This window comes from Nocardioides deserti (genome assembly GCF_014266025.1).
Lineage (GTDB): Bacteria > Actinomycetota > Actinomycetes > Propionibacteriales > Nocardioidaceae > Nocardioides > Nocardioides deserti.
The window spans coordinates 151,649-171,364 of the sequence record NZ_JACMYC010000005.1; the positions used below are offsets into that span (position 1 = coordinate 151,649).

At 73.2% G+C, this 19,716-nt stretch carries 18 protein-coding genes and 1 pseudogene; 6 read left to right on the forward strand and 13 right to left on the reverse strand.

The window, feature by feature from the left end; translation table 11 throughout:
* Positions 1–33: 33 nt before the first annotated feature.
* The 8 genes and pseudogenes from H7344_RS10805 to H7344_RS10835 form a co-directional block, all read right to left on the reverse strand.
* Positions 34–873 carry an SDR family oxidoreductase gene (locus tag H7344_RS10805; RefSeq protein WP_186346038.1) on the reverse strand — a complete coding sequence of 280 codons (840 nt, stop codon included), beginning with the start codon at positions 871–873 and terminating at the stop codon, positions 34–36.
* An 88-nt stretch (positions 874–961) separates the two neighbouring features.
* Entirely contained in the window at positions 962–2,521 is a 1,560-nt protein-coding gene (locus H7344_RS10810; RefSeq protein ID WP_186346039.1) for a class I adenylate-forming enzyme family protein, read from the reverse strand.
* Entirely contained in the window at positions 2,518–3,567 is a 1,050-nt protein-coding gene (locus H7344_RS10815) for an acyl-CoA dehydrogenase family protein (protein ID WP_186346040.1), read from the reverse strand. Before H7344_RS10815 ends, H7344_RS10810 begins: the two co-directional genes overlap by 4 nt.
* 15 nt (positions 3,568–3,582) lie before the next feature.
* Positions 3,583–4,806: an acyl-CoA dehydrogenase family protein gene (locus H7344_RS10820; RefSeq protein ID WP_186346041.1), complete on the reverse strand. Its 1,224-nt coding sequence runs from the start codon at positions 4,804–4,806 to the stop codon at positions 3,583–3,585.
* Positions 4,807–4,961: 155 nt separating this feature from the next.
* Positions 4,962–5,570, reverse strand: coding sequence for a TetR/AcrR family transcriptional regulator (locus tag H7344_RS20635; protein WP_186346042.1), 609 nt, complete (start codon positions 5,568–5,570; stop codon positions 4,962–4,964).
* Between the two features lie 40 nt (positions 5,571–5,610).
* Positions 5,611–6,018 carry an aldehyde dehydrogenase family protein gene (locus H7344_RS20640; RefSeq protein WP_260989468.1) on the reverse strand — a complete coding sequence of 136 codons (408 nt, stop codon included), beginning with the start codon at positions 6,016–6,018 and terminating at the stop codon, positions 5,611–5,613.
* Positions 5,940–7,310 (reverse strand): annotated as a pseudogene (locus tag H7344_RS20645) (succinic semialdehyde dehydrogenase); the annotation flags it as partial. The gene H7344_RS20640 and the pseudogene H7344_RS20645, both read right to left, overlap by 79 nt.
* Complete coding sequence (locus tag H7344_RS10835; RefSeq protein WP_229707142.1) at positions 7,208–8,617, reverse strand: cytochrome P450; 1,410 nt, start codon at positions 8,615–8,617, stop codon at positions 7,208–7,210. The pseudogene H7344_RS20645 and the gene H7344_RS10835, both read right to left, overlap by 103 nt.
* 92 nt (positions 8,618–8,709) lie before the next feature.
* Between H7344_RS10835 and H7344_RS10840 the strand changes: the two genes are divergently transcribed.
* The 5 genes from H7344_RS10840 (at position 8,710) to H7344_RS10860 (ending at position 13,404) form a co-directional block, all read left to right on the forward strand.
* On the forward strand, positions 8,710–9,330 hold the full coding sequence (locus H7344_RS10840; RefSeq protein ID WP_186346043.1) for a TetR/AcrR family transcriptional regulator: 621 nt from the start codon (positions 8,710–8,712) through the stop codon (positions 9,328–9,330).
* Positions 9,331–9,573: 243 nt separating this feature from the next.
* On the forward strand, positions 9,574–10,482 hold the full coding sequence (locus H7344_RS10845; RefSeq protein WP_222130518.1) for an SDR family NAD(P)-dependent oxidoreductase: 909 nt from the start codon (positions 9,574–9,576) through the stop codon (positions 10,480–10,482).
* On the forward strand, positions 10,479–11,291 hold the full coding sequence (locus H7344_RS10850; protein ID WP_186346044.1) for an SDR family NAD(P)-dependent oxidoreductase: 813 nt from the start codon (positions 10,479–10,481) through the stop codon (positions 11,289–11,291). The genes H7344_RS10845 and H7344_RS10850 overlap by 4 nt, the downstream gene beginning before the upstream one ends.
* On the forward strand, positions 11,288–12,370 hold the full coding sequence (locus H7344_RS10855) for a TIGR03857 family LLM class F420-dependent oxidoreductase (protein WP_186346045.1): 1,083 nt from the start codon (positions 11,288–11,290) through the stop codon (positions 12,368–12,370). The genes H7344_RS10850 and H7344_RS10855 overlap by 4 nt, the downstream gene beginning before the upstream one ends.
* Positions 12,367–13,404 (forward strand): phosphotransferase family protein, encoded by a 1,038-nt coding sequence (locus H7344_RS10860; RefSeq protein WP_186346046.1) that lies wholly within the window; start codon positions 12,367–12,369, stop codon positions 13,402–13,404. The genes H7344_RS10855 and H7344_RS10860 overlap by 4 nt, the downstream gene beginning before the upstream one ends.
* An 84-nt stretch (positions 13,405–13,488) precedes the next feature.
* Here the strand turns inward: H7344_RS10860 and H7344_RS10865 are convergent, their stop codons facing one another.
* The 5 genes from H7344_RS10865 to H7344_RS10885 all read right to left on the reverse strand — a co-directional run bounded on the left by H7344_RS10865 (position 13,489) and on the right by H7344_RS10885 (position 18,928).
* Positions 13,489–14,658 carry a VanZ family protein gene (locus H7344_RS10865; RefSeq protein ID WP_186346047.1) on the reverse strand — a complete coding sequence of 390 codons (1,170 nt, stop codon included), beginning with the start codon at positions 14,656–14,658 and terminating at the stop codon, positions 13,489–13,491.
* Between the two features lie 36 nt (positions 14,659–14,694).
* Positions 14,695–15,243, reverse strand: coding sequence for a YdcF family protein (locus tag H7344_RS10870; RefSeq protein ID WP_186346048.1), 549 nt, complete (start codon positions 15,241–15,243; stop codon positions 14,695–14,697).
* Between the two features lie 522 nt (positions 15,244–15,765).
* The gene (locus H7344_RS10875) at positions 15,766–17,481 is read right to left on the reverse strand and encodes a lipase family protein (RefSeq protein ID WP_229707143.1); all 1,716 of its coding nucleotides are present in this window, start codon (positions 17,479–17,481) and stop codon (positions 15,766–15,768) included.
* Between the two features lie 182 nt (positions 17,482–17,663).
* Positions 17,664–18,140: a nitroreductase/quinone reductase family protein gene (locus H7344_RS10880; RefSeq protein WP_186346050.1), complete on the reverse strand. Its 477-nt coding sequence runs from the start codon at positions 18,138–18,140 to the stop codon at positions 17,664–17,666.
* The gene (locus tag H7344_RS10885) at positions 18,137–18,928 is read right to left on the reverse strand and encodes a glucose 1-dehydrogenase (RefSeq protein ID WP_186346051.1); all 792 of its coding nucleotides are present in this window, start codon (positions 18,926–18,928) and stop codon (positions 18,137–18,139) included. Before H7344_RS10885 ends, H7344_RS10880 begins: the two co-directional genes overlap by 4 nt.
* A gap of 139 nt (positions 18,929–19,067) precedes the next feature.
* Between H7344_RS10885 and H7344_RS10890 the strand changes: the two genes are divergently transcribed.
* Positions 19,068–19,712, forward strand: coding sequence for a TetR/AcrR family transcriptional regulator (locus H7344_RS10890; RefSeq protein ID WP_186346052.1), 645 nt, complete (start codon positions 19,068–19,070; stop codon positions 19,710–19,712).
* The last annotated feature ends 4 nt before the right edge of the window (positions 19,713–19,716 follow it).

A 19,716-nucleotide genomic window follows, 5' to 3' on the forward strand; every position in this document is an offset into this window, starting at 1 on the left:
GGGACACGGTCCGGTCCCCGGAGGTCGCCGGGGCTAGACCTGCGGGCCCGCGGCGCGGCGGGCGCGTTCCTCGTAGGCGGCACGCGCCGCCGGGTCGGCCTGGGCCAGCACGGAGTCGGCCTGGGTCAGCCTGGCCATGGCGTCCTGCACCTTGCGCGGCAGCAGCGAGGTCACCTTCACCAGGCCCTGCGACCAGCGCGGCACCCACATCTCGGCCTTGGGCGAGCGGACCGCCTGCTCGATGACCTTCGCGACGTCGTCCGCGGTGACCGGCTTGACGCCCTTCGCGGCCGGCACACCGGCGGCGAGCTCGGTCTGCACGACGGTCGGCAGCACGACGGTCACGTCGATGCCGTGCGGGCGCAGCTCGGAGCGGACGGCCTCGCTGAAGCCGACGGCGGCGAACTTCGAGGCGGAGTACGTCGCCCCGTCGGCCACCGCGAGCCGGCCCACCGCGGACGCGACGTTGACGATGTGGCCACGGCCGCGGTCGACCATCCCGGGGGCGACGGCCTTGGTGCCGAAGATGACCCCGTGCAGGTTGACGTCGACGATCGCCTTCGCGACGCCGTCGGGCTCCTTCAGCACCGAGCCCAGCGGCATGATGCCGGCGTTGTTGACCAGCACGTCGAACGGGCCGAGCACGGAGACTTCGTCGAGGAACGTGCGCCAGGACTCGGGGTCGGTGACGTCGAGCGACGCGGCCTTCACGCGGTCGCCGTACGGGGCGGCGACCAGCTCGGCGAGGTCGACGTCACGGTCGCCGATGGCGACCTTGGCGCCCTGGCGGGCGAAGCGCTCGACCGTCGCCTTGCCGATGCCGCGGGCACCGCCGGTGACGATGACGGACAGGCCGGAGATCTCACGGGGCATGGCGATGGTTCCTTCCGATTCTGACAGGGCTTCCTGTCAGTCTGGACAGTGACAGCGGTTCTGTCAACGACTCCCGGCGGGCGGGCGGTCAGCCGCGGACCAGGGAACGGACGGCCTTGCGGTCGGTCTTGCCCACGCTGGTGAGCGGGACGGCGTCGACCACGAGCACCTCGCGGGGATACTTGTACGCCGCGAGCCGGCCCCTGGCGTACGTCACCAGGTCCTCGCCGGTCAGGGTCGAACCGGGCTGGACCGACACCACCGCGACGACCTCCTCGCCGCTGGCCGGGTCCGGGCGGCCCACGCAGGCCGCCGAGGTGACCTCGGGATGGGTGAGCAGGGCGTCCTCGACGTCGCGCGGGAAGACGTTGAACCCGCCGCGGATGATGAGGTCCTTGACCCGGTCGACGACGTAGAGGAATCCGTCTCCGTCGAGGTGGCCGATGTCGCCGGTGTGCAGCCAGCCGTCGACGACGGTCTGCGCGGTGAGCTCGGGCTCGTTCCAGTAGCCGAGCATCACGCCGGGGCCGCGGACGCAGATCTCGCCGTCCTCGCCGGCGGGCACCGGCTGCCCGGCGGGATCGAGGATCGCCACCTCGGCGTGCGGCAGCGGCTTGCCGACGCTGCCGGCGCGCCGCTCGTGCATGGTCGAGGCGGAGACGACCGCGCTGGCCTCGGTGCAGCCGTAGCCCTCGAGCACCACGACGCCGAGCCGGCCCTCCACCTCCTGGCGCAGCGACTCGGGGAGCGGGGCGCCGCCGGAGCCGAAGGACTGCAGCGAGGACAGGTCGTGGTCGTCGAGCGGCTCGGCCAGCAGCATCGTCAGCATCGACGGCACCACCGGGCTCGACTCGAGGCGGTGCTCCTGCACCAGCTCCAGCCAGCCCTTCGCGTCGAACCACCGCTGCAGGACGGACACGCCCCGACGCTCGCTGTGCATCCCGCCGACCACGACGATCAGCCCGTAGGCGTGCGAGAGCGGCAGCGGGAGCAGCGAGCGGGTGGAGTCCATCGTGCGGGCCACCGCGTCGATGCCGGCCCCGCTCTCCCACAGGCCACGGTGGCTGAGCATGACGCCCTTGGCGCGACCGGTCGTGCCGCCGGTGTAGAGCAGCGCGGCGAGGTCGTCGTCGCCCCGCGGCTCGATCGGCAGCGGGTCGGCGGCCTCGAGCTCGGCGTACGGGCGGGTGCCCGGCGTCGCCTCGGCCTCCTCCCCCACCACGAGCACCTCGAGGTCGAGACCCTCGGCGGCCGACTGGAGCAGCGGCAGCAACTCCGGGGTGACCACCACGGCGCGGGCGCCGGAGTCGGTGAGGATGTGCCGCAGCTCCGGCGGGGTCTGCAGGAACAGCACCGGCGTCACGACCGCGCCGGCCCGCCAGACGGCGCGGTAGGTGATGAAGACCTCCGGAGTGTTCATCATCAGCACGACGACGCGGTCGCCGACCTCGATGCCGATGCCCCGCAGGCCGCCGGCCACCCGGGCGGCGCGCTCGTGGATGCTGGCCGAGGTGTGCCACTGCCCCTCGAAGAACAGCGCCTCGTAGTCGCCGTGCCGCTCGAAGGAGCGCTCGGCCAGCACGGCGAGGTTGTGCTCGCCGGGCCGGGCGGCAGCCGTGGAGCCCTGCTCCACCGTCCGCGCGCTCATCGGGCGGCCACCGCGGCCTCGGCCTGCGCGCCGGCGTCGGCAGAGGGCCCGTCGTGCGCCAGCGCCTGCGCGATCGCGAGCCGCGCCACCTCGTCGTACGCCGCCACGTCGTCGCCGAGCAGGAAGCGGTCGACCTTGGCGCGCCGCCAGTACAGGTGCGCGTCGTGCTCCCAGGTGAACCCGATCCCGCCGTGGACCTGGATGAGCGTCTCCGCGGCGGTGGTGAGCGTCGTGGCGGCGGCGGCCTTCGCGGCGGCCGCGGCCATGGGGAGCTCGTCGACGGCCTGGTCGGCGGCCCACGCGGCCCACCACACGAGCGAGCGCAGCTGCTCGACCTGCACGTAGGCGTCGACGAGCGCGTGCTTGACGGCCTGGTAGGAGCCGATCGCCCGGCCGAACGCCTGGCGCTCCTGGGCGTAGGCGACGCCGATCTCGAGGGCGCGCCCGGCCGCCCCGAGGTCCTCGGCGGCCAGGACGACCCGGCCGACCCGCTCGGCGTGCTCCCAGCGCAGCCGTGCGTCCGTGGCGAGCACCTCGACGTCGCCGAGCACGACCTGGCCCAGCCCGCGGGTGGGGTCGATCGGCGCGCGCACGTCGACGGCGCCCGGGCCGCAGACCAGGTCGTCGCCGCGCAGCGCGAGGAAGGTGTCGGCGGAGGCGGCGTCGAGGACCGGACCGGTGCCGTCGACGACGGCCACCCGGAGGCTGCCGTCGACGAGGCGGGCGAGCCGCTCGTCGTCGCCGGCGAGGAGGACCGCGGCGCGGGCGAAGGTGATGAGGGACGGCCCGGCGAGCACCCGGCCGGCCTGCTCGGCGACCACGGCCAGGTCGAGGAGCGAGCCGCCCCCGCCGCCGGCGGACTCGGGCACCGTGATGGTGGCGAAGCCGCTGGCGACCAGGGCGTCGCGGCCCGGGGCGAGCTCGGCCGCGGCCGGGTCGTCGGCGTCCAGGGCCGCGCGGGCGACGGCCGGCGAGGCCGAGGAGGCCAGGAAGTCACGAGCGGAGGCGGCGAGGTCGCGCTGCTCGTCGTCGAGGTCGAAGTTCATGTCGTTCTCCTGGTCTCAGGCGCCCGCGGCGGCGAGGCTCTCGCGGAAGGTGACGCCCTTGTCGGCGCGGGGCTCCGGCGGCAGGCCCAGGACCCGCTCGCCGATGACGTTGCGGAGCACCTGGTCGGTGCCGCCCGCGATGGCCATGCCCGGGAGCACGGCCTGGAGGTCCTGCCAGGTGCTCGAGCCGTCCGGCCCGACGGCGTACGCCGCGGAGTCACCGAGGACGCGCACGGCGAGGTCGGCGAGGTCCCTGGCCGACTTGGTGCCGGCGAGCTTGCCGGCCGAGGCCTCCGGGCCGGGCAGGTCGCCGCGGCTGATCGCGGAGAGCTGGCGGTAACCGGTGTAGCGGGTGCCGAGGCTGTCGACGTACGCCCGGCCGAGGTCCTGGCGCACCAGCGCCTGCCGGTCCGCGGGGAGGTCGCCGACGTGGCGGGCGACGTGCTCGGCGATCGCGGCGGAGCCGACCCCGATCTCGGTGCCGCCACCACCGAGCGAGAGCCGCTCGCTCATCAAGGTGGTCAGCGCGACCCGCCAGCCGTCGCCGACGTCGCCCAGCCGCTCCTCGTCGGGGACGACCACGTCGTCGAAGAAGACCTCGTTGAAGTCCGCCGCCCCGCCGCTCATCTGCCGCAGCGGCCGGACCGTCACACCCGGCGCCTTCATGTCGACGACGAACATCGTCAGGCCGCGGTGCTTGGCGACGTCGGGGTCGGTGCGCGTGAGCACGATGCCGTGGTCGGCGAGGTGGGCCAGGGTCGTCCACACCTTCTGTCCGCTGATCCGCCAGCTGCCGTCCTCGGTGCGCACCGCCTTGGTCCGCAGCGCGGCGAGGTCGCTGCCGGACGCCGGCTCGCTGAACAGCTGGCACCACACGTCGTCGGCGCGCAGCAGGCGCTGGAGGTAGCGCTGGCGCTGCTCGGGGCTGCCGTGGTGGATCACCGTCGGGCCGCACATGCCGATGCCGATCAGGTTGATCAGCCCGGGCACCTCGGCGCGGGCCAGCTCCTGGTCGACGATGGCCTGCTGCATCGGCGTGCCGCCCTGGCCGCCCGCCTCGACCGGCCAGGTCACCCCGACCAGCCCGCCGTCGTACAGCAGCGCCTGGCGGGCGCGCGCGACCCGGTCGTCGAAGCGCTGCTCGTCACCGCGACGGCCGAGCTCGTCGCGGTGCTCCTCGATGAAGGCGCGCACCTTCGCGCGCCAGGCCGCCTCGTCCGGGGTGTCGTCGAAGTCCACGACGCAGGTCCTCTCGGTTCGCGTGCGACGCGACGGGTGTGAGCCACGCCACGTCAGGTGAACCGGACTGTAACTTACCTGCGCGTCTGCAGGTAAGTGCTCTCGCGCGCTTTCCTCCGCGCGTTATCCGCGCTTCCTCAGCGCCGTCGGAGCGGTCAGCCGAGGCCGGCGAGCAGCTGGTCGCGCGCCGGCGGCCAGCTGCGCTGGACCTGCGGCTCGCTCGCCACCGCCCGCAGCATCCGCAGGCCGCGGATCGTCGCGATCGCGGTGACCATCAGCGGCTTGAAGTCCTCGCGCCCGACCAGCTCGGGAGCGACCCGGGCGGCCGCGGTCGCCAGCGTCCGCTGGACGGCGCCGTCGAACTCCACCAGGTGCCGGTGGAGGTCCTCGTCGGTGCGGGCGGCGACGAACAGCTCCAGCTGCGCGGACGACACCGGCCCGCCGAAGATCTCCCACAGGCGGTCCAGCAGCACGGCGTACTGCCCCGCCGGGCCGTCGGCCACGTCCAGCGGACGGCTCACCAGGTCGTCGACCAGCCGGTCCGTGAGGTGCGCCAGCGCCTGGACGACGAGGTCGGCCTTGGTCGCGAAGTAGTGCGCCTGGGCGCCCCGCGTCACCCCCGCCCGCTCGCAGACGGTCGTCGCGGTCAGCCGGGCGTACCCCCTGTCGACCAGCACCTCGATCGTCGCGTCCAGCAGGGCGCCCCGGGTGCTCGCGCGTCGCTCGGCCTGGGTACGCCGCGCCGGGCGCGAGGAGGTGGGCACGCGCGGCAACCTACCCCGCAGGGCCGGGGTGGGAGCGGGCTCAGCGGGAGCCGAGCTTGCGGAGCACCTTGAGCTGGGCGTTGCCGAGCTTGACGAACGTCTCCAGCGCCATGCCCGGGGGCGGGCCGACGGGGCCCATCCGGGACAGGGCGATGGTCTGGGTCTCGGTGAACCGCTGGATGCCCTGGGCGCCGTGGCGGCGACCGAGGCCGCTGTCGCCCATGCCACCCATGCCGGCCTCGACCGAGCCGGCGGCGAGCGCGGCGCCGTCGTTGATGTTGACCGAGCCGGCGCGGATCCGTCGGGCGAGGCCTGGGCGGTGCGGGTGTCGCGGCTGAAGATGCTGGCCGAGAGGCCGTAGGAGCCCTGGTTCGCGAGCGCGACCGCCTCGTCGTCGCTGGCCACGCGGTGCAGCGCGACGACGGGGCCGAAGGTCTCGCCGAGGCAGAGGTCCATGTCGTCGGTGACACCCTCGAGCACGGTCGGCTCGTAGACGTACGGACCGAGGTCGGGGCGGGCCCGGCCGCCACAGAGGACGGTCGCGCCCTTCGCGACGGCGTCCTCGACGTGGGCGGCCACCTTCGCGAGCTGCGCCGCGCTGGCCAGCGAGCCGACCTGGATCGAGAAGTCGAAGGACTGCCCGACCGCCAGGGCGCGGGTGGCGGCGACGAGCTTGTCGCGGAACGCGGCGTACACGCTCTCGTGCACGATGACGCGCTCGATGTGGATGCACATCTGGCCGGTGTTGGTGAAGACCGCGTCGACGGTGCCGGCGGCGGCTTTGTCGAGGTCGGCGTCGGCGCGGACGAGGAGCGGGTTCTTGCCGCCGAGCTCGAGGGAGGCGCCGACGAGGCGGCGGGCGGCGGCCTCGCTGACGATCCGGCCGGTGGCGGTGGAGCCGGTGAAGCAGACGTAGTCGGCGGACCCGACCAGCGCGGTGCCGACCTCGGCGCCGGGTCCGGCGACGACGTCCCACACGTGCGCCGGCAGGCCGGCCTCGCCCATGAGCGCGCGGGTCCACAGCATCGTCAGCGGGGTCTGCGGGTCGGCCTTGCTGACGACCGCGCAGCCGGCGAGCAGGGCGGGGACGGCGTCGCCGACACCGAGGTAGAGCGGGTAGTTCCACGGCGAGACGATGCCGACGACGCCGCGCGGCACGCGGGCCTCGCGCACCTTGGTCAGCAGGGGCATCGCGCCGCGGACCGGCCGGTCGGCGAGGTACGCCGCGGCGCGGCGCGCGTAGTGCCGGGTCAGGTTGGCGACCTGGAGGATCTCCATCCAGGCGTGGTAGCGGGCCTTGCCCATCTCCCACTGGATGAGGTCGATGACCTCGTCCTGCCGCTCGAGCAGCAGGTCGTGGAAGCGGAGCAGCACCTCGGCCCGCGTGGCGACGGTCAGCCCGCCCCACGAGGACTGCGCGGAGCGGGCGCGGACGACGGTCGCCGCGACGTCGTCGGCGGAGCAGCTCGGCACCGGCGCGGTCGGCCGTGCGTCGTACGGCGCGGTCGCGGTCAGCGGCTCCTCGCCGCCGGTGACCGGCGCGGAGACCCAGCGGTTCCAGGACGCGAGCTTGGCGTCGGTGACCCAGGCGGGCCGGGCCGAGGTCGCGGCGGCGGCGCCGGGCTCGAGAGTGGCGGTCAACGGGTCCTCCGCAGGTCGATGGGCTGGCCGTCCTTCGGGAACGGCAGGGAGTTGTTGTTCATGGGGGCGACGTAGCCGGGCGGGACGCTCCACTCCCACCCGCGGAGCAGGTGGTGGAGGACGGCCTTGACCTCGGCGCCGGCGAAGTACATGCCCAGGCACTTGTGCACGCCGCCGCCGAAGGGGTTCCAGGCGTAGCGGTGGGACTTGTCCTCGCGACGCTCCGGGGAGAACCGCTCGGGGTCGAAGACAAGCGGGTTGGTCCACAGCTCCTCCATCACCTGCGCGAACTGCGGCGCGACGGTGACGAAGGTGCCCTCGGGGATGCGGACCCCCTGGACGACGGTGTCCTTGACGGTCTGGCGCAGGACGACGGGGACGGGTGCGCGCAGCCGCAGCGACTCCTTCATCACCCAGTCCATGGACTCCAGGCCCTCGAACTCGGCGAGGGTCGGGCGCGGGCCGAGCGCGAGCGACTCCTCGCGGCAGCGCTGCTGCCACTCGGGGTGCTGGCCCAGCAGCTGGAGCATGGTGGAGAGCGTGATGGTGGAGGTGTCGTGGGCCGCCATCATCAGGAAGATCATGTGGTTGACGACGTCGTCGTCGCTGAACCGCTCGCCCTCGTCGCTCTCGATGTGGCACAGCTGCGAGAACAGGTCGTCGCTCTCGACGGCGCGGCGCGAGGGCAGGTAGTGGCGCAGGAAGTCCTCGAGCACCTCACGGCCGCGGTGGCCCCGGCCCCACCGCGTGCCGGGGAGGTCCTTGCGGATCAGCGCGGCCGCCGCCTGGACACAGGCGATGAAGGCCTCGTTGACCCGTTGCATCTCCTCGGGCGTGGTGTCCTCCGCGCCGCCCATGAAGATGTCGGCGGCGACGTCGAGGGTGAGCTGCTTGAGCGAGGGGTAGGCCCGGAAGTCGCGGTCGCGGCCCTTCGCGGCCCAGTCGGCGATGCCGGCCTCGATCGGCGCGTGCATCCGCGCGGCGTACGCCTCGAGCCGGTCGCGGGTGAAGGCCTGCTGCATGATCCGCCGGTGCATGTGGTGCTCCTCGAAGTCGAGCAGCATCAGGCCCCGGTTGAAGAACGGGCCGACCAGGTAGGTCCAGGCCGGGCCGTTGGCGAACGCCTTGTCCTTGTTGCGGAACGCCTCCTCGCAGGCGTCCGGGCCGAGCAGCATCACCCAGCGCTGCCCGAGCATCGAGATCGGCGCGACCGGGCCGTAGTGGTCCCACTGGCGGCGGAAGAGCGCGAACGGGTCCTTGGCGTACTCGAACGCCCGGCCGAGCACGGGCTTGCCGCGGTCGTCGGGCCGGATCTGCGGGAGCTCCCGGACCGCCTCGGGCTGGTCCGCCGTCGACGCGCCGGAGCGGTCGCGGCGGGCGGGTGGGCTGCTGACGTCGAGCGACACGGGAGGCTCCCTGGGAGGTGTGGGCGCTACGGTCGAGCCAGCATCATTCAGACAGGACGTCCTGTCAACCTTGTCGTGAGAGGGTGGCGATCATGGCTGTGCAGTCCGGGACCTACCGCGGCGTCAGCGCCGAGGACCGCGCCGCGGAGCGCCGCGAGCGGCTGCTCGAGGCGACGCTCGCGGTCTGGGCCGACCCCACCGGGACGCGGCCGACGATGACGCGGATCTGCGCCGAGGCGGGTCTGACCGAGCGCTACTTCTACGAGTCGTTCCGCTCGCTCGACGACGCACTGACCGCCGTCATGGACCGGATCGCGACCGAGATCGAGGAGGTCAGCCTCGCCGCCGGCGAGGCCGCCGGGGACGACCCGGCCGCGCGGGCGCGCGCCTCGGTGCTGGCCTTCGTCGAGTACCTCACCGCCGACCCCCGCAAGGGTCGCGTCGCCATCATCGAGGCCGGCGCCATGCCCGGCCTGCGGGCCCGCCGCACGCAGCTGCTGCGCCACTTCGCGCACCGGTCGGCCCAGGAGGCGCGCGACATCTACGGCGTCGGCGGCTGGGGCCCCCGCGAGGGCGAGATCGCCGGCCTGCTCTTCATCGGCGGCATGGCCGAGCTCGTCTCCGCGTGGCTCGACGGCTCGCTCGAGGCCACCCCCGAGGAGCTCGTCGACGCCGCCACCACGATGTTCCTCGGGCTGCACGCGCCGGGCTGACCGGCGCGGTCGGCGCGCGGGCTGCGAGGTTCATCGGGGCCCCGACAGAGCTCACGGTCCCCCGACGAAACTTCATCGGGGGACCGTCAGGTTCGTCGGGGAGCCGATGAACCTGACGACCACTCGAAGACCGGGCCGGTCACCTCCAGCTGCACGCGACGCAGACTAGGCCGGTCCGACTCCAGCGAGACCGACCCGCGTGGGCCATTGACAGACCTGACGCGTGTCAACACTGTTGACCCCGTGTGGCGCAGAGCACAGCCGGTGAGCCCGGCCGACCCGTTCGCCGGCAGCCAGGCCCTCGTGACCGGAGGCGGCTCGGGCATCGGCGCGGCCCTGGTCCGCGCGCTCGTCGACGCGGGGGCGCACGTCGTCGTCGCTGACCTCGACGAGGTCGCCGCCCAGCGGGTGGCCGACGAGGTGACCGGCCGGGCCGACGTGACCGGTACGGCCCGGGCGGTGCGGCTCGACGTGACCGACGCGGCCGCGGTGCAGGCGGCGGTCGACGACGTGGTGGCGCGGGGAGGCCGGATCGACCTGCTGTTCAACAACGCGGGGATCACGTTCGGCGGCGAGACCGAGGACCTCGCGCTGGCGCACTGGGACGCGATCATCGACGTCAACATCCGCGGCGTGGTGCACGGTGTCGCCGCGGCGTACCCGCACATGGTCCGCCAGGGCGCCGGTGGCACCGCGTGGGGCGGCCACGTCGTCAACACCGCGTCGATGGGCGGGTTGATGGCGGCGGGGCTGATCACCAGCTACGTGATGACCAAGCACGCGGTCGTCGGCCTCTCGCTCGCGCTGCGCACCGAGGCGGCCGCGAAGGGCGTCGGCGTCACCGTGATCTGCCCGGCCGCGGTCGAGACCCCGATCCTGGAGAAGGGCCACCTCGGCCGGTTCCACGGGCGCGACTACTACCTCAAGGGCCAGGGCGTACGCCGCCCGCTGGACCCCGACGTGCTGGCCGCGGAGGCGCTCGCCGCCGTCGCCTCGGACCGCCCGCTGCTGGTCACGCCGCGTCCCGCTCGGATCGCGTGGCGCGTGGGTCGCCTCGCCCCGGCCTTCGCGAACCGGGCCGCCACCCGGTTCGTCGCCAAGCAGCGCCGGCTCCAGGACCGGCGCGCCCGCAAGCAAGGAGCAGCCGCATGACCACCAGCCCCTCCCCCGACGACCACGACGACCACGACGACCACGCCGATCACGCCGACGGCGCCGGGCAGCCCGGAAAGCCGGTCGCGCTCGTCGTCGGCGGCGGATCCGGCCTCGGTGCGGCGACGGCCGAGGCCCTGCGCGCGGCCGGCCACACCGTGGTGACCGGCGACCTCGAGGGCACCGCCGCGGACCTGGTCGTCGACGTGACCGAGGAGGCGTCGGTCGCAGCGGCGGTGGACACGGTCGTCGCCGAGCACGGCCGACTCGACGTGGTGGTCAACAGCGCCGGGGTGAGCACGCTCATGCAGGTCGTCGACCACGACGTCCAGGAGTTCCGCCGGGTCGTCGACGTCGACCTGGTCGGCGGGATGCTCGTCATCAAGCACGCGGCCCGGGTGATGACCGCGGCGGGAACCGGCGGGTCGGTGGTCTCGATCGCCTCGCTCAACGCCCGCCAGCCGGGCACCGGCATGGCGGCGTACTGCTCGGCCAAGGCGGGGCTCGCCATGCTCACACAGGTCGCCGCGCTCGAGCTCGGGCCGCAGGGGATCCGGGTCAACGCCGTCTCCCCCGGGCTGGTCGTGACGCCGCTGACCGCGCCGGCGATGGACATCCCCGGGGTGCGGGAGGACTACGTCGACAACACCCCGCTGGGGCGTCCGGGCGCGCCGGAGGAGGTGGCCGAGGCGATCGTCTACCTCGCGACCGCCCGCTGGCTGACCGGCGAGGTGCTCGACCTCAACGGCGGCGCCCACCTGCAGCGCTACCCGGACCTGGTCGGCCACGTGACGCGGGCGTTCGGGTGAGCGTGCGCTTCCCGGAGCTGGCCTGCTACGGCCTGGCCGGCCACACCGACCAGCCGCGCGACCTGCTCGTGGAGGCGCGGCTGGCGGAGGAGCTGGGGCTCGGGTCGGTGTTCCTGTCGGAGCGGTTCAACCTCAAGGACGCCGGCGTGCTGGCCGGTGCGGTCGCCGCGGCCACCGAGCACGTCGGCATCGCCACCGCCGCGACCAACCACAACACCCGCCACCCGCTGGTCACCGCGACGATGGCGACGACCGCGCACCGGCTCTCGGGCGGGCGCTACGCCCTCGGCCTGGGGCGCGGGTTCGCCGCGCTCTTCGACGTCATGGGGCTCCCGCGGGTGACCGGCGCGCAGCTCGAGGACGTCGTCGGGATCTACCGCTCGCTCTGGCGCGGCGAGGCCGTCCTCGGCCACGAGGGGCCGGCCGGGTCCTACCCCTACCTCAACCAGGACTCCTCCTTCGACGAGCACGTCCCGGTCCTGATGACCGCGATCGGCCCGCGATCGCTCGCGCTGGCCGGACGACTGGCCGACGGGGTCGTGCTGCACACGTTCCTCACCGACGAGGCGCTGGCGCGGTCGGTGTCGACGATCCGGTCGTCGGCGGAGGAGGCGGGGCGCGACCCCGGCTCGGTGCGCATCTGGGCGGTGCTCGCGACGATCGAAGACTCGCTGCCCGAGGAGCTGCGGCTGCGCAAGCTGGTCGGGCGGCTCGCCACCTACCTGCAGGGGTACGGCGATGTGCTGGTCGCCGCGAACGGCTGGGACGCCGCCGTGCTCGACCGGTTCCGCGCCGACCCGCTCGTGCAGGGCTACCCGGGGGCGTTCGACGCGATCGGGACCGTCGAGCAGCTGACCTACCTGCGGGACGAGGTGCTGCCCGCGGAGTGGCTGGCCGCGTCGGCCACCGGCACCGCCGAGCAGTGCGCCGCCCGCGTGGTCGAGCAGCTCGCGATCGGGGCCGACTCGGTCGTCCTCCACGGCGCCACACCGGCCGAGCTGGCGCCCGTGTTGGCGGCGTACTCCTCGGTGCGCGCGGTGACCCGCGACCTGCCCACCAACCCGGGATGGATCGCATGAGTGCACTCACGATCGACACCGCCGACCAGATCACCCCCGCGTGGGTCGGTGCGGTGCTCGGCGCCGTGCCCGGGTCGGTGGACGTGACGCCGGTCGGCTTCGGCCAGATCGGGTCCTGCCTGCGGGTGGCGCTGACCGGCGAGGGGCTGCCGACGAGCCTGCTGGTCAAGCTGCCGACCGCCGACGCCGGCACCCGCGGCATGCTGGCCGGCGCCTACCGGTCGGAGGTGAGCTTCTACCGCGAGCTCGAGCCGACCGTCGCCGTCGACGTGCCTGCCTGCCACCTCGCCACCGACGTAACCGACGACGGGCGCTTCACCCTCGTCCTGGAGGACCTCGCTCCTGCCGAGCAGGGCGACCAGCTGCTCGGCGGGACGCCGCAGCAGGTGCTCGGCGCGGCCCAGAACCTCGCCGGGCTGCACGGGCCGCGATGGTGCGACCCGGCCCTGCTCGACCTCGGCTGGATCACCCTGCAGGACGCCGACGGCGCGGACCTGCTCGCGGAGGTCTACCCGTCGGCGGTCGACGCCTTCCTCGTCATCACCGCACCGCTGATGACGGCCGAGGCCGCGGCGACCGTGCGCGCCACGCTGCCGGTGGTCCGGGACTGGTCGCTGGCGCGGGCGGAGCGGTTCGGGATCGTCCACGGCGACTACCGCCTCGACAACCTGATGTTCTCCCCCGACCCCGCCGTGCCCGTGAAGGCGGTCGACTGGCAGACGCTCAGCCTCGGGCTGCCCGCCAAGGACCTCGCCTACCTCGTCGCCACCAGCCTCGATCCCGGCGTGCGCCGCGAGCACGAGCGGTCGATCGTGGCGGCGTACCACTCGCGCCTCGTCGAGCACGGCGTCACCGGCCACTCCCTCGAGGAGTGCTTCGAGGACTACCGGTTCGCGATGCTCCAGGGGATCCTCGTGTCGGTCTTCGGCTGTGCGTACGGCGCTCGCACCGGCCGTGGCGACCGGATGTTCGCCGTCATGGTCGAGCGGACCGCCGCCGCCGTGCGCGACCTGGGCACGCTCGAACTGGCCTGAGCCGGGGGCGTCTGCCGACCGGCGCCGCCGGTCATGGCGAGCCACCCACGGAGGAGGCGAGACGCCGTCCGCCGAGGAGAGCTCTCAGCGCTCGCGCGGCCCGGCTGGACGGTGACCTGTGGCGACCCCGTCAGGGGTGGCGCTCGGTCCTGGCATGGCGGTGCGTTCATCCTCGAAGCGGGCGCCGGTGAGCACGCCCGAGAGCCCACGCTGCTGGGTGAGGGGAACGGCCACGAAGGCGGCCAGCAGCAGCAGGGTCCCCGCGGCCTGTGCCGCGGTCGCACCGACGGACTCGGGCTGCCACCTGACGTAAAACTGGGTCAGGCTGTAGGTGCCGGCCACGCTCATGGCTCGGAGCAGTCGCCGGGAGGTGCTGGGGCCGTGGTCCCACACGGGTTCGAGTCGGGCTGCCCGTTGGCCTGGCGAAGCCCCGGTCCCGTGCCAGGCGGGCAGGACGAAGACGCAGAAGGCGGGGACCAGGGTGATCAGTGCTGCCTCGACGAGAGGGTGCGTCGATGGCAGGCGACCTGTGGTGGCCAGAGCAGCGAGCCGATAGCTGACGACGAGGGCGAGCCCCAGCGCGTTGAACGCGGCGAGGTCGAGCGCCATGCCGAGCCACCGTCGCCCGCTGCTGACGGGTCGGGGGAGCTGCCGGGTGTCGTCGAAGGACCGCGGACGAGGCATCCACCACAACACCCAGGGCGTGAGGACGGCTCCGACGAGTGCGCCGAGGCCGTTGGTGATCAGGTCGTCCACGTCGCCGACGCGGTAGGCGCAGTGGTAGGTCCCCCACACCCCGGTCAGCTGGGTGCTCTCGATGACCACCGAGGCCAGGAGCCCCGACCACGCGGCGAAGGCCGCGGACCGTCCCCAGAACCCGCGGACCATCAGTCCCCACGGCACGAACAGCACGACGTTGAAGAGCACCTGCAAGGTGACGCGACTGCTCAGCAGCTGCAACGGCCCGGTGCCGGCAGCCGCGTCAGCGATGTCGGTGATGAACTGGAAGGGCCGCCACTGAGGGCTCGCGGAGGCGGTGGCGCACCAGTCGCCGCGGCTGTCCGGCAGCGGCAGGAACGTGTAGGCGAGCAGGGAGGTGCCGTACACGCTCACCGCCGCTGCACCCAGGGCACGCCGCGGGGTGAACTGGCCGTAGCGCCGGTACTGGTACGCCAGGATCGGCACCAGCAGGAAGAGCAAGGCCGAGGCGCCGAGGACGACCCCGACGTACGCCGGCCACACCCATGGATCCATCGCCACCTGCTCCGTCCCTCTGCGCGAGCGTCCGGGTCACCGCGCGGACAGGGACAACCATGTCAGCGAGGCCATGCCCACGACCGCGATGCCGGACAGAGCCAGCAGCAGCCGGTGCCCGAGCATGACCGCCGCGAACTCCCGCAGGTAGGCGCTGGGCCAGAAGTACCAGGCGGTCGGCGCCCCGATCGCCTGAGCGTCGATGCCGAGCCTGCGGGCGAGCTCGGCAGCTCGTGGAGCGTGGTAGTCGTTGGTCACGACGAGGTACGGCGCGGGTACGCCGTGCCGCTCCAGCAGGCGGGCGCTGAGGAGCAGGTTCTCGCGCGTGGTGCGGGCGCGGTCCTCGATGAGGATGTCGTTGGCTTCGACTCCGCGCCGGCGCAGCCACTCGGCCATGACCTGGCCCTCCGGCCGGGGCTCGTCTCGTCCCTGGCCGCCACTGGGCACGAGGACGGGCCGGCGGCCGGCCCCGTCGCGTTCGTCGGCAGCGGTGACCGCGCGCTCCAGCCGGGCGGCGAGGCAGCGGCGAGACTCCTCCTCCCACCAGGCCGCTCCCCAGCACCACCACCGCGCGGGCGGGGGCACGTCGGGCGATCCGCGCGTAGAGCGCGGTGTGGGCTGCGAAGGCCAGGAAGCAGGCGCTGATGCAGGCCTGAGCGGTGAGCAGGGCGACAGCCGCGCTGCCGGTCCACGGGTTCTCGTGGCGCAGCAGCGGCACGAGGACGACCGGCAGGCCCAGCAGGGCGAGCCCGGTCACCAGTGACAACGCGTTGCCGAGCGATCTCCTCTCACGACGCATCATCACGACGCCGTTGCCGACCAGCAGCAGCGGCAACGTCAGGAGACCGAGCGCAACCGCGACCGTGACGACCAGGGTCACGATGTTGCCGACCGTCTCCAGCGCGGACGACGCGGTGGTCGCGAGGACGCCGAGGCCCAGCACGGAGTGCGCAAGCACGATGACCAGGAACCCGTTGCGCAGCGACCGAGGGTCTCGCTCGAGCGACCACGCCAGCAGCCCGCCCCAGAGCAGGACCCCCGCCAGCGCCCGAAGTGCTGGTGCGACGGCTTCGGTCATGAGGTCCATCGGGTTCGGTCACCCTCTTCTCAGTCGCTGCGGATCGAGCAGTCAGTGGGGGCGGACACGCCGGCGAACCGATCGACCGTCCACTGCTCGAGCTGGCCGGACAGGGGCGCGTCCGGCTCGAGCACGCTCATGTGGGTGCCGCCGTCGTACGTCGAGAACGTCAGCGTGGCACCACTCGCGCACGCTCGCGGGATCCAGGCCTCGGTCAGGCGCACGGGAATCACCTCGTCCGCTGTTCCCTGCGCGACGAACAGCGGCGCCGCCCAGGGGCCGGTCGGCACGTTCTCGGCGAGACGGTCGGCCAACGGGCCCTCCCCGGGCGGTTCGCGCAGGATCGGCTGGTCCCGAGCGATCGCCAGCCCCCCGAGGATGGTGAACAACGTGCCGCCCTCGCCGGTGCAACGAGAAGCCGCCTCGCGGACGATCGTGAGGGCCGAGGGCGCCACCAGCGCGTCGAGGGCGACCCCGTAGGTCCGTGTGTACGCGTCGGCGACGAAGGCGATGCCGAGGCTCGCTCCGGGGACTCCGGGGTTCGCGGTCACCACCTCGGCCAGGCCGAGCGGATCGGCGGCCGGCGAGAGCGCCGCGGTCCCGACCACGCCGGCGTCCGGGGCGTACGACGACGCGAGCTGGCCGGCCCACAGTGCCGCGTGCCCACCTTGGGAATGACCCCAGAGGATGGACTGGTCAGCCAGCCGGACGCCGGGCACCTCGCGTGCGGCTCGCACCGAGTCGAGCACCGAGTAGGCCTCGCCCGCACCGACCAGGTAGGGAAACTCCCCCTCCGCCCCCATCCCGGTGTAGTCGGTCGCCACCATCGCCCACCCTCGCTCGGCGAGCGCGTCCATGGCCGGCATCCCCTCCGTGCTGATCGCGGCCCGACCGAGGCTCGGCGCGCACGCCCGGGCGACACCGACGGTGCCGTGCGCCCAGGCGATGAGCGGCGCCGGCTCGGCAGAGGGCTCCTCGGGCACGGCAAGCACTCCGCTGGCCAGCGCTGGTGACCCGTCGGACGCGGTGGTCGTGTAGAGGAACCGGTACGCCGTCAGACCAGCAGGCAGGTCACCGTCGTACGGCTCGCTCCGCACCAGCCGGCCCGGCTCCGCCGGGACGCTCGCCGGGGCGTCGTAGAAGTCGTCCAGCACCGGGAGACCGGCCCGGAACAGGTTACTGACGTAGAGCCCCGCGACAGCGACCGCCAGGACCAGGACGGCGCTCGCCCAGCGGATCGCCGGCACCGACGGAGGAGCGTGGCGCGACACCGCGCGATCTCCTCGGGCACCCCGCCACACGAGGGCGACCCCGAACGCGGCCGTGCGTGCGCCGAACAGCACGGCGACGACCAGCAGCGTCACGTCGGGCCACCACAGGGCCATCACGCCCCAGGCGGTCTCCGACGCGCCGAACAGCGCCCGAAGCACCGCGGCGCTGCTCCGGTCGCGCACGAGCGCCACGACCGAGACGCTGCCCGAGACGATCAGCAGCACGGCCACGAAGGGCCCGAGGAGCTCGATGCTGCGGCCGATCCACACCACGACCGCGAGTCCGGCGACCAGCCAGGCGACGCCCTGCACGAGCACGACCCGATCTCGCCGCTCGCCCCTCTGTCCGAGGAGGTCGCCGAGCCCGGAGAGGACGCAGCTGGCGCCGACGTAGTAGCCGAGCACCTCGAGTGCGCTCAGGGGGCGGACGAGGAGGTTGGCACCCAGGACCGTGACGACGGCCCCAACCAGCACGAGCGACCACGGCGGTGCCCCGGCGACCAGGCCCGGGAGCGCACGCAGCCTCCGGCCGATCACCGCACCGCCCGCCACGGGCCCAGGAGCCCTTCCGTGGTCCCCCGCGATCCATCGCCCTGCTGCACGCCTCCAGTGTTGCCACATCGGCAACGGTCTACGCCCCCGTCACGGGTCGGCGATCATGGCTCGTCGCGGAAGCTGACGCGCATCAGCCGGCTGTTCTTCCAGTCCTCGAGCCGGGTCGGCCGGATGGTGCCGGGGTCGTGAGGCTGGTTGAGGTCCGCGACGATCGCCGTCAGCACCGCCTGGCGTTCCTCGGGGTCGGTGACTGGCGTGGCCCGGGCAGGTAGGTCCACGCGGATCCCGTTCTTGAGGTGGAAGGTGAAGTCGGGATTGGCCAGGAGGTTCGCGTGCCAGTCGGTCGCGCCACCGCGGGCGCCGCTGCACAGGTAGGTGGCGCCCGCGGCTCGGTAGAAGAAGATCTCGAGTCGGCGCGGTCGGCCGGTCCGGCGCCCCACCGTCGTGATGTCGATGATCCGCTCCCTGGTGCCCGCGGCCGGGGTGATCTCGATGGCTCGCCGGACGTGGTCAGGCAGGTGGGACAGGGACGAGTTCCGTGCGTAGTCGTTCCCGCCGGTGGCACCGGGGGTGCTCATGCGGACTCGGCCTGGAGAGCGGGCCCGAGGAGGAGCCCACCGTCGATGACGTACTCCGACCCCGTGATGAACGAGGCTTCCGACGAGGCGAGGAACAGGAGCAGCCGGGTGACGTCGGTCGGCTCCCCGAGCCGCGGGATGGCGAAGGGCTCGGGTGAGTAGAAGTCCGCAATCGCGGCGGTGGCGCCGGCTGCCGGCTCGTGGATGAAGGGGGTCGCGATGACGCCTGGGTGGATCGTGTTCACACGGATGCGGTCGCGGCCGAGCTCGAGTGCTGCCGTCCGCGTGAGTCCTCGGACGGCCCACTTGCTGGCGACGTACGGCGCGTAGTGGGCCGTGCCGCCCAGGCCCATGGTCGAGGCGATGTTGACGATGGCTCCCCCGTTCGCGCGGCCGGCCGTGCGACGCAGGGCCGGGGCGGCGGTCTTGATGCCGAGGAACGTCCCGGTGAGGTTGACGTCGAGGATGCGCGACCAGGTGGCATGGTCGGTGTGCTCGATGGGCGCGGGCGGGTTCTGGACGCCGGCGTTGTTGACGAGGACGTCGAGGGCTCCGAAAGCGTTCTGGGCGGCCAGCACGGCGCCGGCCCAGGAGCCCTCGTCGGTGACGTCGAGGTGGGTGAAGCGAGCGCGGGGCCCGAGCTCGTCGGCGAGAGCGGCGCCGCGTTCGGCGTCGATGTCGCCGATCACCACGTTGGCGCCTTCCGCATGGAGAGCACGGACGTGACTCGCGCCCTGCCCGCCGGTCCCGCCGGTCACGAGCACGGTCTGGTTGTCGAAGCGGGGCATCAGGTGTCCTTCGTCAGATCAGTGGCTGACCGGTCCTCGATGGCGGACTGCGGTCAGTGGTGAGTCGAGCGACTCACCATCGCCAACACTAGGTGGGTAGCCGTGGCGAGTCAAGCCACTCACCTCGTATGCTGCGCCCATGGACAGGACCGCGACCACGTACCACCAGCGCGTCGCCCAGGAGAAGCGCGCGCTGATCGTGTCGGCAGCGACCGCCCTGTTCCTCGAGTTGGGCTATGACCGGACGTCGCTGGCCCGGATCGCCGAGCAGTCGGGCGTCTCGCGGGCCACCTTGTTCAAGCAGTTCCCGACCAAGGCAGCGCTGTTCGACGCGATCGTGACCAAGTCCTGGTCGACCTCCGAGGAGGAGGAGATCCCGCCGGCAGGCAACATCACCGAGGGGCTCGGCACCATCGGCCGCCGTTACGCCGAACTGCTGGGCCGACGCCAGATGACCGACCTGTTCCGGATCGTCATCGCCGAGCTGCCGCGGTTTCCCGAGCTGGCTCATGCGCAGTTCTCGCAGGGCAAGCTGCCCTACTTCGAGTCCGTACGCAGCTACCTCCTCGCTGAGCACGAGGCGGGCACGGTGCGGGTCGAGGACGTGGACCTCGCCGCCACCCAGTTCCTGGGCATGATCTCCAACTACGTGTTCTGGCCGGCCCTCCTGGTGCCGAGCTGGGAGGTGAGTCCCGAACGCGTCGCTCAGGTCGTCGACGAAGCCGTCCGCACCATCACCGCGCGATACGCGACGCAGGGACCTGCGGCGTCCACCGACGACTGAGTGC